At 51.2% G+C, this 12,042-nt stretch carries 13 protein-coding genes; 12 read left to right on the top strand and 1 reads right to left on the bottom strand.

Annotated elements, in window-relative coordinates; all coding sequences use genetic code 11:
• Positions 1 to 20: 20 nt before the first annotated feature.
• From obgE to O4H47_RS04825, 11 genes are all read left to right on the top strand, one after another.
• A complete protein-coding gene (gene obgE / locus O4H47_RS04775; RefSeq protein WP_269392795.1) occupies positions 21 to 1,064 on the top strand; it encodes a GTPase ObgE in 1,044 nt (347 codons plus the stop codon).
• Positions 1,065 to 1,067: 3 nt separating this feature from the next.
• Entirely contained in the window at positions 1,068 to 2,222 is a 1,155-nt protein-coding gene (gene proB, locus O4H47_RS04780; RefSeq protein ID WP_269392796.1) for a glutamate 5-kinase, read from the top strand.
• The gene (locus tag O4H47_RS04785) at positions 2,219 to 3,505 is read left to right on the top strand and encodes a glutamate-5-semialdehyde dehydrogenase (RefSeq protein ID WP_269392797.1); all 1,287 of its coding nucleotides are present in this window, start codon (positions 2,219 to 2,221) and stop codon (positions 3,503 to 3,505) included. Before proB ends, O4H47_RS04785 begins: the two co-directional genes overlap by 4 nt.
• Positions 3,502 to 4,143, top strand: a complete 642-nt coding sequence (locus O4H47_RS04790) for a nicotinate-nucleotide adenylyltransferase (RefSeq protein WP_269392798.1) — start codon at positions 3,502 to 3,504, stop codon at positions 4,141 to 4,143. Before O4H47_RS04785 ends, O4H47_RS04790 begins: the two co-directional genes overlap by 4 nt.
• A gap of 11 nt (positions 4,144 to 4,154) precedes the next feature.
• Positions 4,155 to 4,655, top strand: a complete 501-nt coding sequence (gene rsfS / locus O4H47_RS04795; protein WP_419719587.1) for a ribosome silencing factor — start codon at positions 4,155 to 4,157, stop codon at positions 4,653 to 4,655.
• Between the two features lie 3 nt (positions 4,656 to 4,658).
• Positions 4,659 to 5,141: a 23S rRNA (pseudouridine(1915)-N(3))-methyltransferase RlmH gene (gene rlmH / locus O4H47_RS04800; RefSeq protein ID WP_269392799.1), complete on the top strand. Its 483-nt coding sequence runs from the start codon at positions 4,659 to 4,661 to the stop codon at positions 5,139 to 5,141.
• A gap of 95 nt (positions 5,142 to 5,236) precedes the next feature.
• Positions 5,237 to 6,574 carry a murein hydrolase activator EnvC family protein gene (locus tag O4H47_RS04805; RefSeq protein WP_269392800.1) on the top strand — a complete coding sequence of 446 codons (1,338 nt, stop codon included), beginning with the start codon at positions 5,237 to 5,239 and terminating at the stop codon, positions 6,572 to 6,574.
• A gap of 15 nt (positions 6,575 to 6,589) precedes the next feature.
• Complete coding sequence (locus O4H47_RS04810; protein WP_419719596.1) at positions 6,590 to 7,897, top strand: S41 family peptidase; 1,308 nt, start codon at positions 6,590 to 6,592, stop codon at positions 7,895 to 7,897.
• Between the two features lie 60 nt (positions 7,898 to 7,957).
• A complete protein-coding gene (locus O4H47_RS04815; protein WP_269392802.1) occupies positions 7,958 to 9,121 on the top strand; it encodes a divergent polysaccharide deacetylase family protein in 1,164 nt (387 codons plus the stop codon).
• 1 nt (position 9,122) lies between these two features.
• Positions 9,123 to 9,644, top strand: a complete 522-nt coding sequence (locus O4H47_RS04820) for an RNA pyrophosphohydrolase (protein WP_269392803.1) — start codon at positions 9,123 to 9,125, stop codon at positions 9,642 to 9,644.
• On the top strand, positions 9,645 to 10,331 hold the full coding sequence (locus O4H47_RS04825) for an aspartate/glutamate racemase family protein (RefSeq protein ID WP_269392804.1): 687 nt from the start codon (positions 9,645 to 9,647) through the stop codon (positions 10,329 to 10,331).
• 11 nt (positions 10,332 to 10,342) lie between these two features.
• On the opposite strand, the gene O4H47_RS04830 is transcribed toward O4H47_RS04825, so the two are convergent.
• Positions 10,343 to 11,290, bottom strand: coding sequence for an RICIN domain-containing protein (locus O4H47_RS04830; RefSeq protein WP_269392805.1), 948 nt, complete (start codon positions 11,288 to 11,290; stop codon positions 10,343 to 10,345).
• A 233-nt stretch (positions 11,291 to 11,523) separates the two neighbouring features.
• On the opposite strand from O4H47_RS04830, the gene O4H47_RS04835 reads away from it, so the two are divergent.
• Positions 11,524 to 11,862 (top strand): hypothetical protein, encoded by a 339-nt coding sequence (locus O4H47_RS04835; RefSeq protein ID WP_269392806.1) that lies wholly within the window; start codon positions 11,524 to 11,526, stop codon positions 11,860 to 11,862.
• Positions 11,863 to 12,042 lie beyond the last annotated feature (180 nt).

Genomic DNA, 12,042 nt, shown 5'->3' on the forward strand with positions numbered 1-12,042 from the left:
CGACCACGCTTTAGAGTAAAATGAAGTTTCTCGATCAGGCCAGAGTTTACATTCGATCCGGTGCAGGCGGCGCGGGCGCTGTTTCGTTCCGGCGCGAAAAGTATATCGAATTTGGTGGCCCAGATGGCGGCAATGGTGGCCGCGGTGGTGATGTCATTATCAAGTGTGTTGATGGTTTGAACACGCTCATCGATTATCGGTATAAGCAGCATTTCAAAGCGGGCACGGGCGTGCACGGTATGGGCCGACAACGCAGCGGTGCTGAGGGCACAGATGTGGTGCTCAAAGTTCCTGTGGGCACGCAAGTTTTTGAAGAAGACAATGAAACGCTGATCGCGGATATGACCGAGATCGGGCAGGAAATTGTTTTGCTGGCTGGTGGCAACGGTGGCTTTGGCAATATGCATTTTAAGACAGCCACCAACCAGTCGCCGCGCCATGCCAATCCGGGTATTGAAGCGGAAGACAAATGGATTTGGCTGCGCTTAAAACTGATTGCGGATGCAGGTCTTGTTGGCCTGCCCAATGCTGGTAAATCCACATTCCTTTCTGCTGTTTCTGCGGCAAAACCAAAAATTGCTGATTATCCCTTTACCACCCTGCACCCAAATTTGGGCGTGGTGAAAATTGGCGAGCGCGATTTTGTGTTGGCCGATATTCCTGGTCTGATTGAAGGTGCCCATGAAGGGGCAGGCATTGGCGACCGGTTTTTGGGGCATATTGAACGTACCCGCTCTATCATCCATTTGATCGATGGCACCCAAGAAGATGTGGTTGGTGCATACAACACCATTCGCGGCGAGTTGGCCGCATATGGCCATGGGTTGGATGAAAAGCATCAGATTTTGGCGCTCAATAAAGTTGATGCGTTGACCGACGAGGACCGCGAAGAAAAGCTCGCAGCACTTCGCGAGGTATCTGGCGGCGAAGTATTGTCAATTTCTGCGGTGACACATCACAATACCGACCAAGTGCTTTATCAGGTGATCGGCACAATCGATGCGGCAAAGCAGCAACTTGAAGATCAAGCCAAAGCGGCTTTGGAAGAAGACTGGACGCCTTAAAAAATGAGCGCGCAGCTTTCCCCCCTCACCGCCACAAGCTTTAAGCGCCTGACGATCAAAATCGGGTCTGCCTTGCTTGTGGATGGTGAAACGGGGCAGTTGCGCAAGGTTTGGCTTGAAAGCTTAGCGGCGGATATTGCGGCGTTAAAAGCCAACGGCATTGAAGTGCTTATTGTGTCTTCGGGTGCAATTTCGCTCGGGCGACGCATTTTGGGCCTTACGGCGGAAAGCCTTTCGCTTGATCAAAGCCAAGCGGCGGCGTCGGTTGGTCAAATCGCACTTTCACAAGCCTATCGTGATGCGCTTGGTGCCCACGATGTGGTCACCGGGCAGATATTGGTGACCCCCAATATCACTGAACAACGCCGTCATTTTTTGAACGCGCGCACCACCATCAATACATTGCTGGACATGGGCGCGGTGCCGATCATCAACGAAAACGACAGTGTTGCCACCAGCGAAATCCGCTATGGCGACAATGACCGTTTGAGCGCGCGCGTAGCGACGATGATTGAAGCGGATGGGCTGATCCTATTTTCGGACATTGATGGTCTTTATACCGCCCCGCCGCATCTTGATCCCACGGCAAAACATTTGCCCTTGATCGACAAAATCACACCAGCGATTGAGGCAATGGCGGGAGGGGCCGCCAGCCATCTTTCGCGCGGTGGCATGGTGACCAAGGTCGAGGCGGCGAAAATGGCCGTCAATGCCGGGACCGCCATGGTGATTTGCAAGGGCCATGCGTTGCATCCGCTCAAAGCCTTGTTTGAGGGCGGCAAGCACAGCTATTTTGTGCCCAGCGATACGCCACGCGCGGCCCGCAAAAACTGGATAATGGCATCACTGCCCACGGGCCGTGTGTTCATTGATCAAGGCGCGTTAAAGGCCCTTCGATCTGGGCGCAGCCTATTGCCCATTGGGGTGACCAAGGTGGACGGCAATTTTCAGCGCGGTGATGCGGTTGCCATTTTTGATCCGGCGAACGCCGAAGTGGCGCGCGGGCTTGCCAGCTTTGACGGGGTTGATGCACAAAGAATTGTTGGGCGACGATCGCAAGACGTTTTAGAAATTCTTGGCCCCGTCAGCCGCACCGAATTGGTGCATCGCGACAATTTGGTGCTGACGGGAATTGAGTTAGAAGGACAAACGCAATGAGCGCATTGGCTTCACAATCACACGGTGATGTTGTGTCTATCATGCAAGATCTTGGGGCGGCTGCAAAAGCCGCTGCACGGGTTTTGGCCACTGCATCCTCAGCGCAAAAGAATTTGGCCCTTACGAGCGCCGCTGAGCATTTGAAAGCAACAACAAATGAGATTTTGGCCGCCAACGCCAAGGATGTTGAAGCTGGGCACGCCAAAGGCATGACGCCTGCGTTTATCGATCGGCTGACGTTGGATACTGCTCGCATTGGTGCCATTGCTGATGGGTTGCTCGCCATTGCAGAATTGGCTGATCCGGTTGGAACAAAAATCGCAACGATTGAGCGGCCAAACGGTTTGAAGATTGACCGGGTTCGCACACCGCTTGGCGTGATCGGGGTGATTTTTGAAAGCCGCCCAAATGTGACAGCAGACGCTGGTGCATTGTGCCTTAAATCTGGCAATGCGGTGATTTTGCGTGGTGGATCGGATAGTTATCATTCTTCACGCGCAATTCACACAGCGCTTGAGGCCGGTTTGGAAAAAGCAGGTTTGCCAAAAGCGGCAATTCAACTGGTGCCAACGACAGATCGCGCTGCGGTTGGTGAAATGCTCAAAGGCGTTGATGGCAATATTGATGTGATTGTGCCGCGTGGTGGAAAAAGCTTGGTGGCTCGGGTGAACCAAGAAGCGCGGGTGCCGGTGTTTTCTCACCTTGAAGGTATTTGCCATATCTATGTGGACAAAAGCGCGAATCTAGCCATGGCGACCGAAATTGTATTGAATGCAAAAATGCGCCGCACTGGCATTTGCGGGGCTGCTGAGACATTGCTGGTCCATCGCGATATTGCCGCAAAAACTGTGCCGGTATTGTGTGAAACATTGGCGGCACAAGGGTGCGACATTCGCGGTGATGCCTTCGTACAATCGCTCTTTGACAAAGCGACGCCTGCAACTGATGAAGATTGGTCAACTGAATATTTGGACGCAATTATTTCAGTAAGAATTGTCGATGACACAGATGCTGCAATTGAGCATATTCAAACCTATTCGTCTGGCCACACCGAAGCGGTGATTGCAGAAGATGCGAGCGTTGTGGAGCAGTTTTTTGCCCAAGTTGATTCAGCAATTGTGATGCACAATGCTTCAACCCAATTTGCTGATGGAGGCGAATTTGGTATGGGCGCAGAAATTGGCATTGCCACGGGCAAAATGCATGCGCGTGGCCCGGTTGGCGTGGAACAACTAACAAGCTTTAAGTATCTTGTTCATGGTACAGGCCAGACCCGTCCGTGAGCACAGTATTTTTAGACAATGCCCGCACAGACCGTTTGCCACATTCCGCGCCTGGAATGCGAATTGGCCTATTTGGTGGCAGTTTTAATCCCCCTCACGATGGGCATCGGCTGGTTTCTCGCCAAGCCATGAAACGCTTAGGGCTGGATGCGGTGTGGTGGTTGGTTTCGCCGGGAAACCCGTTAAAAGACCACAGCGAATTGGCCCCCCTTCAGGAGCGTATCGATGCTGCGTGCAAACTTGTCGATCACCCGGCGGTTCGCATTACAGGCTTTGAGGCGGAGCACGGCTTTCGCTACACGTATGACACGCTCGAGTATTTGACCAAAAGCTTGCCCGATCGCAAATTTGTTTGGATTATGGGCGCTGACAATCTGGTTGGGTTTCACAAATGGGAGCGCTGGCGCGATATCGCACGCATGATGCCCATCGCCATTTATGTGCGTCCTGGAACGGCTAGGCGCGCACCTTTTTCACGTGCGGCAACGGCTTTAAGTGCGTATCGTGTTGATGAAACGGACGCGCGCAAACTGGCCAATATGCAGGCTCCTGCCTGGATGTATATGCATGGCATAATGAGCGAACTTTCCTCCACCCAAATCCGCAACGGCAAGAAGAGTGTTTCCTCTGCCGGATGAGGCTTGAAAAAATGCGCCAAAAAGCGCATAATCCACCCAATGAGCGGCCTGAGGGCTGCGTTGTTTTTCATAAGGACCAAACGAACCGACATGGTTTCATTATTGCCTCACACGGTTGCACGCGGATGACGCCAACAACCAACCAACAGGGCGCTAAAGCCCCTAAAAATCAACCTGACATCAAACTTTTCGATCTCGTTTCTACTGTTTTGGAAGACGCCAAAGCCGAAGATACGATTGTGATCGATATTCGGCAGAAATCTAGTCTTGCCGATTATATGATTGTCACTTCTGGCCGATCAAACCGACATGTTGGTGCGATTGCTGACCAATTACAGCGCGCTATGCGTGAAGCTGGCTATGGCCGCCCAAAAACTGAGGGATTGCCCCAGTGTGATTGGGTGCTTGTGGATGGTGGCGACATTATTGTGCACATCTTCCGCCCTGAAGTGCGCGAGTTCTACAATATTGAAAAAATGTGGTCCGCAGATTTTCCCGGTGAAACCGCTTAACTTATGCGTATTTCGATTGCCGCTATTGGCCGGCTGAAATCTGGCCCCGAGCGGCAATTGGTGGACCGATATCTTGAACGTGCGAACGGCGCGGGCAAGCAAATGGGTTTATCCGGTTTTGACATCCAAGAATTTGGCGAAGCGCGCCACGACAATAGCGCGCAGCGCAAGGCCCAAGAAGCAAACCAACTGCTTGGGTGCTGCCCCGAGGGTGCAAAGCTGATTGCACTTGATGAACGTGGACGGACAATGACCAGCCCAGATTTTGCGCAAAAGCTTGGTCAGTTTCGCGATGACGGTGCGCGCCAGTGCACATTTGTTATTGGCGGGCCTGATGGACTTGACGCCAGTGTGCGCAAGCGGGCTGACCTTGTTCTAAGCTTCTCTCCCCTCACCTGGCCCCACCAAATCGTTCGGGCCCTTTTGTGTGAACAAATCTATCGCTCCATCACCATTATGAGCGGGCATCCATACCATCGCGAATAGTGAACGCGCTTTGGCGAACTAAATCACAAAAACACTTTTTGATTTGCTAGATTACATGGACTGATTCGGTCCTTTATTTGCGCTATTGAGGTCATGTGAGTTTGGCTCGTGATTTGTTTTCCACATTCATTATGCGCAGCGCGTTAGCCTGCTGCATTTGCGCAGCCTGTTTGAGCGTGCCTGCCCTTGGTCAGTTTATTGACCCGCAAACAACAGAAGACGCACGCGCTGAACTTCAAAAAATCGAAAAAACAATCGAAATCAGCACAGAGCGGATCGATGCCTTGCGCAAAGAAATTGCAGATATGGAAGGCGACCGCAGTCAGCAAACGGCGGCCCTGATTGCATCGGCGCAGCGGGTAAAATTGGCAGAAATAGAAGCAAATGCCGCTTCTGAACGTATGGCGGAACTTCGGGCTGAAGAAGCAAGTATTCAAGAAACGTTAGATGTTGAGAATGGCGAAATTGCTACATTGCTCACCGCCTTGCAGATTATTGGACGAAACCCGCCCCCTGCATTGATTGTTGAACCAAATAACGCCACTAAGTCGGCGCGTTCCGCGCTGCTGTTGGCTTCAATTCTACCGCAATTGAGCAATCGTGCAGATGCGATACGCGTTGAGTTGGATGCGCTGTTGGACATCAAACAACAAGTGGCGGGCGAAGAAACGCAGCTACGCGAACAGCTGAATGTTTTGCGCGAAGAAAAATTACGCATTGCGGTTTTACTTGAAGCACGACGTACCGGGGTTGAACGCGCAAGCCAGGCATTAAGCTCTGAGCAACGTGAGGCAGAACTGCTGGCCAGCCGCGCCAAATCACTCAGCCAATTGCTCAAAGTGCTTGAAGACGAAGTTGCCTCAGTCAGTCAAGCCAATGACGCTGCACGCCAATCAGATGAAAACGCGCGCTTTAATGTTGGCGAGCAGTTGGAAGAAGAAGCCATTCAGCTTGCCCTGGCCGATACCAGCCGTGATACGCCCGCCTTTCCATTTCCGATGGGTAAAGGGCACTTGGCCCTTCCCACAAATGGGGTAAGTGTAATTGAATTTGGAAACAATGATGGGTTTGGTGGCGAGGCAAAAGGTACATTTATTGTCACACGTGCAGAGGCACAAGTTGTTTCACCCGCTGATGGCTGGGTCATTTATCAGGGCCCGTACCTTAATTACGGCCAAATTGTCATCTTAAACGTAGGACAAGACTACAATATTTTGCTGGCAGGCCTTGCCAGCACAAATGTGGCGTTGGGACAATTTGTGCTGATGGGAGAGCCGGTTGGAATTATGGGCAAGCGCACGATTTCTCAAACAATCGCGACCAGTGCTGGTAACTCGCGTCCAACGCTATATATTGAACTTCGTAAGGAAGGGGAGCCAATTGACCCTTCTGATTGGTGGGCGACCACAAAAACCGCAACGCAAAACGGATAAAAAATGAAATCTAGTATTGTTCGGGCCCTGTGGCTGTCCTTCATTATGATCATTGCTGGTGCACATGGTGCATTGGCGCAAGACCAATCAACGGGGCCAATGAGCGATGATGAGGTCTATCAAGAGCTCAACCTGTTTGGCGAGATATTCGACCGCATTCGCGATGAATATGTGGACGCGCCAAATGAGCGCGAATTGGTTCGTGCAGCCATTCAAGGCATGTTGACGTCGCTCGATCCACATTCAGGTTATCTGGATCCCAATGACTTTGAAGATGTGCGCGAAGATACGCAGGGCACATTTGGCGGTTTGGGTATTGAAGTGATCATGGAAAATGAAGTGATCCGAGTGGTTTCACCAATTGATGAAACACCCGCTGCACGTGCAGGCGTTTTGGCGGGTGACTTAATCGTTGAATTGGATGGTGTTGAAGTCCGTGGTCTTTCGCTTGATCAAGCCGTGGACAAAATGCGTGGTGAAATCGGTACTGACATTGAATTGACCATCGTACGTGAAGGCCGAGACGACCCCCTGAACATCACCATTACGCGCGACATCATCACCTTCCGTGTGGTGCGTACGTCAGTTCGTGACAATGTGGGGGTAATTCGCCTCGCACGGTTCACCGGACAAGCCTATGCCGGCATTGAAGACGGTATCCGCGAATTGCGGAGTGAAATGGGTGATGACATGAAAGGGTTGGTTTTGGATTTGCGCAACAACCCGGGCGGTTTGGTGGACCAAGCGGTCTATATTGCAGATGCGTTTTTGGCGCGCGGCAATATTTTGTCGACCCGCGGTCGCACCGATGATGAAAACACGCGCTATGACGCAAACCCTGATGATTTGGACAAATTGATTGCTGATATTCCTTTGATCGTTTTGATCAATGGGGGTTCCGCTTCTGCGTCTGAAATTGTTGCCGGGGCGTTGCAGGACCAACAACGGGCCACATTGTTGGGCACACGGTCATTTGGCAAAGGCTCGGTGCAATCCATTATTCCCCTTGGGGAAAATGGCGCAATGCGTTTAACCACTTCGCGCTACTACACGCCAAGTGGGCGGTCCATTCAGGCCGCTGGCATTACGCCAGACATTGAGATTTTCCAAGACGTGCCCGAAGAGTTGCAGGGCCGAGATTTGCTAATTGGCGAAGCGGCACTTGATGGGCATATTGATGGCGGTACGGAAAAAGAAGCGACTACCGGTTCTTCTGTTTTTGTGCCTGCAGATCCAGATAAAGACAATCAGCTCAAGTATGCTGTGGATTTGATCAATGGTGTGGAAACTAATGAGGCCTTTCCACCCAAAGCAGATAATTAGAATATAGGAGAACAGGGCCCGATAGGCCCTTCATCGACGTGATAGGATAAACTGCGGCACATGATCGACAAGCTGGATAAGCCCTTGGGTCGCAGACGCGGCAAGGCCAAGCCACCCGAGTCCAAAACCAATTTGCCCCGCCTGCCTATAGTGCCAATAGCCATTGGCATTATGGCTTTGGTGATTGGTGCGCCTTTGGCTTGGATATTCTTTGTCGACAACCCAGAAGGTGGCCGTCCTGTCGCCAATGTGGAGGTCAACTCTGTTGTGGACAGCAATGAGCTGGCTAGAAACCTAACTGTTGAGGAACAAAGCCAAGCTGAAGAACCGGACACCGGAGTGGTTGAAGCTGGGAATAGTGAGCAGCTCATCGTCAACACAGACGATTTGCCCGATTCAGATAATGCTGCGGTTGGCGGGCTTGTGCGTAAAGACATGTTGGAATTGAGCCAACATGGCTACATTCCCCAAGTTGCAAGCAATGGCGACCGGCCCGTCGATGTTTATGCCCGACCATCGATTAGCGCCAGTACGGCCGATGGCAAACCGCTAATCGCTATTGTTGTGACAGGCCTTGGCCTATCAAAAGACGGCAGCAATAGTGCCATTGATCGACTGCCGGACGACTTTACGTTAGCGTTTGCTCCTTATGGCAAATCGGTTGCTGAGATTGCAGGCAAGGCCCGAGAGGGTGGCCACGAGGTCATGTTGCAGGTGCCGCTAGAGCCTTTCGACTATCCGCAAAATGACCCTGGCCCGCAAACCCTACTGGTTGGCCAATCCGTGCGCTCAAATCTTGATCGGCTTTATTGGTTGATGTCGCAGATCCAAGGTTACACCGGAATCATCAACCATATGGGTGCAAAATTCACATCTTCATCTGGCGACTTTGAGCCCATCATGGAAGAGATTGCGTTGAGGGGCCTGGCCTATGTGGATGATGGCACTTCGAACAGATCTGTCGCGCCGCAGTTGGCGCAACGCTCTGGCGCAGATTTTGCAGTGGCAGATATCACATTGGATGATACCCCATCCCAAGCCAGAATTTTGGAGCAACTTAGCCGGTTGGAAATTCGCGCCCGAGAAAAGGGCCATGCTATTGGGCTAGCCACGGTGCTACCAATTTCGGTGCGCACCCTGACTGAATGGGCCCAAACACTGGAAGACAAGGGCATTATACTTGTGCCTGTAAGTGCGCTTTATACTCACCATGATGGATCATAATATGACTAATTTTGCACTGCGAGAGCAATTGCCTTACCGCCCATGTGTGGGCATTGTTTTGTTCAATAACGAAGGCAAAGTCTTCGCTGGGAAACGCAAACCACAAGACAAAGAATTTGCCAAATATATTTGGCAATTGCCTCAAGGTGGGATTGATAAAGGCGAAGTGGCTGCAGAAGCAGCTTTGCGCGAGCTTTACGAAGAAACCAACGTCAAGTCCGTCGAAATTATTGAAAAATCCAAAAATCCCCTGTTTTATGATCTACCAGATGAATTGCTTGGCATTGGCTTAAAGGGCAAATATCGCGGCCAAGTGCAGGATTGGTTTGCGATGCGTTTTACGGGTGAGGAAGATGAAATCAACGTAAAACGGCCAGCCAATGGCGCACACCCAGCCGAATTTAGCGCTTGGGCTTGGAAGCAATTGGACGAAATGCCGGATTTGATCGTGCCGTTTAAACGCAAAGTGTACGATGACATTTTGGCAATGTTCTCTCATATTGGCCCCAAGAAAGTCGCATAAGTGAAAACCATTGGCCTTATTGGTGGCATGAGCTGGGAGTCAACTGCGCTCTATTACGCCGCCATCAACAAAGAAATCACAAAACGTAAGGGTGGCCTGCATTCGGCGCCGATTTTGATGCATTCCGTTGACTTTGACCCAATTGCAAAAATGCAAGCCGCACACGATTGGGATGGATTGGGCGCCGCTATGGTTGATAGCGCACAACGCTTAGATCGAGCAGGCGCACAAGCAATATTTCTGGCCACCAATACGATGCACAATGTGGCACACCGCATTGAAGATAGTGTTGATCTACCATTCGTTCATATTGCTGAACCAACTGCCGACGCTTTGTTGGCCGACGGTATTGAGCGTGTTGCTCTGCTTGGGACTGCCTTCACCATGGAAATGCCGTTCTACGTTGATCGTTTAAAAGCCAAAGGTTTGGGTGTATTGGTGCCTGAAGTGGACCGCACCAACCTTTCTGGCATTATCTACAACGAATTGTGCAAAGGCATCATCCGTGATCAGTCTCGTTTGGTTTATATCGACACCATCAACAAACTGAAGGCGCGCGGTGCTGAGGCGGTGATTTTGGGTTGCACAGAAATTACGATGCTGATCAGTGATGACGATAGCCCTATCCCCACATACGACACGACGGCCCTGCACGCAGGAGCCGCCGCTGATTTTATTCTGAGTTAGGCTGTTCGCTCTTAGTCCGCGCTTGTGATGATCCAACGTTGAGTATTGTCATTCTGCGCGCGACGGGTCACAGCTGAGTTGTCGTTTGAACCTTCATGAGCATCAACAAACCGGCCAGTGCTGCGTTGTTTGATTGTGTAGGTTTTGTTGCCCAGTGAAGTCATCACCCATTTCTGTGTCATGTTGTTTTGTTTTGGACGCGTTACGATATCGTAGCTTGTTGGGCCTTGGTGGGCATCTAGATATAAACCGGAGCTTTTTTGCTGGATCGTATAAGTATTGTTGCCTAGCAAACGCAGTACCCACACTTGTGTTCGGTTGAGTTGTGGTGGACGAGTAACCGCTGAATTGTCGTTTGATCCCTCGTGGGCATCCAAATAACGGCCAGTGCTCTTTTGTTGAATGGTGAACTCGCCAACAATGCTGCCGGAAGGCTGTGGTGCTGGTGCAACAGCTTTTTTGATCATCCAACGCTGCGTTGAGTTATTTTGCGGCGGGCGAGTGACAACTGAATTGTCGTTTGAGCCTTCGTGGGCATCAAGATAGCGACCAGTGCTCATTTGCTGCAATGTATATGTTTGATGCCCTTCCAGAACCAAACGCCATTGCTGGGTGCGGTTGTTTTGGCGATTACGAGTGACCGCTGAGCTATCGGCAGACCCTTCGTGTGCGTCCATGAAACGACCATTGCTCTTTTGCTGGATCGTATAGATATTGTTGCCAAGTGGCTTGAAGGTCCACACCTGTGTTGTGTTCGCTTGTTTAGCGCGGGTCACGATTGAATTGTCGTTGGAGCCCTCATGTGCATCCATAAAGCGACCATTGCTTTTTTGTTGGATGGTGAAGTCACCGCTAAGGGGGGTAACTGCCAATGGAGAAGCGAATGAGCTGCCCCCAAAAACTGAAGCTGTGATGATAGCGACGGCAGCTGATGCGCGTTTGATTGAATTCCAGTACATTTTTCTTCTCCCAATGAATTACTGTTCCCGTTTGTTGATCCCTTTGTAGAGCGGCGCGCATGAGGCTGCTTTGAACGGGGAATTCATATTGCGTTCATGTAGTTGAAAGGCAGGTAGAAAGAGGAACGCGCGGCTATCCCAAATGGGGTGAACAGTGGATGAATGGCCAGTTCACGCCAGAAACAGATGCTGACTTGTAAAACGGGGCAACATTTTGAAAAGGGAGATACCAAATGTCAGTTTCACGTAAAATCATTCAAGCCACATCCATCCTAACCGCAACCATGATGCTGGTTGCCGCAAGCGCAACTGTGAGCACCGCAGCACCGCAAACATCGCTCACTGCTGGCGAAAAGTGCACGGTCACTTCAGGCCCAAACAAAGGCAAAACGGGCACCTATGGAGAAGATGGTTGGTGTGAAGGCGATTGGGGCGGCACGGAATGTGTTGCGAGCAAGTGCAAGGTTGCGGCGTCAGCAGGCGTTGTTCGAGGAGAAACAAAGCCCGCACCGCGTTTCAAATTCAAGCGCGTGTTCATGGTCAGCACTTCGGCCGCAGCTTTGAGCCGCTAGGCCCCAGATATTTTTGATTGCACAGCTAATGCCCACCTTGTTTTCAAGGTGGGCTTTTTGTCGACTACTGTTGGCAGAACACTAGAAACCCTGCCACTCGTCATCAGGTTCTTTCACGGCTGCATTGCCGTGGCTGAGATAGGCTTTGGCGGCCTGTTGTTGCAACCCGCGTGCATCTTG

The organism is Maritalea porphyrae (assembly GCF_027213965.1).
Classification (GTDB): domain Bacteria; phylum Pseudomonadota; class Alphaproteobacteria; order Rhizobiales; family Devosiaceae; genus Maritalea; species Maritalea porphyrae_A.

Coding starts and splice junctions, on each gene's coding strand:
- O4H47_RS04835 (WP_269392806.1), top strand. CDS start 11,524: ATGTCAGTTTCACGTAAAATCATTCAAGCCACATCCATCCTAACCGCA.
- obgE (WP_269392795.1), top strand. CDS start 21: ATGAAGTTTCTCGATCAGGCCAGAGTTTACATTCGATCCGGTGCAGGC.
- O4H47_RS04815 (WP_269392802.1), top strand. CDS start 7,958: ATGATCGACAAGCTGGATAAGCCCTTGGGTCGCAGACGCGGCAAGGCC.
- proB (WP_269392796.1), top strand. CDS start 1,068: ATGAGCGCGCAGCTTTCCCCCCTCACCGCCACAAGCTTTAAGCGCCTG.
- O4H47_RS04785 (WP_269392797.1), top strand. CDS start 2,219: ATGAGCGCATTGGCTTCACAATCACACGGTGATGTTGTGTCTATCATG.
- O4H47_RS04820 (WP_269392803.1), top strand. CDS start 9,123: ATGACTAATTTTGCACTGCGAGAGCAATTGCCTTACCGCCCATGTGTG.
- O4H47_RS04830 (WP_269392805.1), bottom strand. CDS start 11,290: ATGTACTGGAATTCAATCAAACGCGCATCAGCTGCCGTCGCTATCATC.
- rsfS (WP_419719587.1), top strand. CDS start 4,155: ATGCGCCAAAAAGCGCATAATCCACCCAATGAGCGGCCTGAGGGCTGC.
- rlmH (WP_269392799.1), top strand. CDS start 4,659: ATGCGTATTTCGATTGCCGCTATTGGCCGGCTGAAATCTGGCCCCGAG.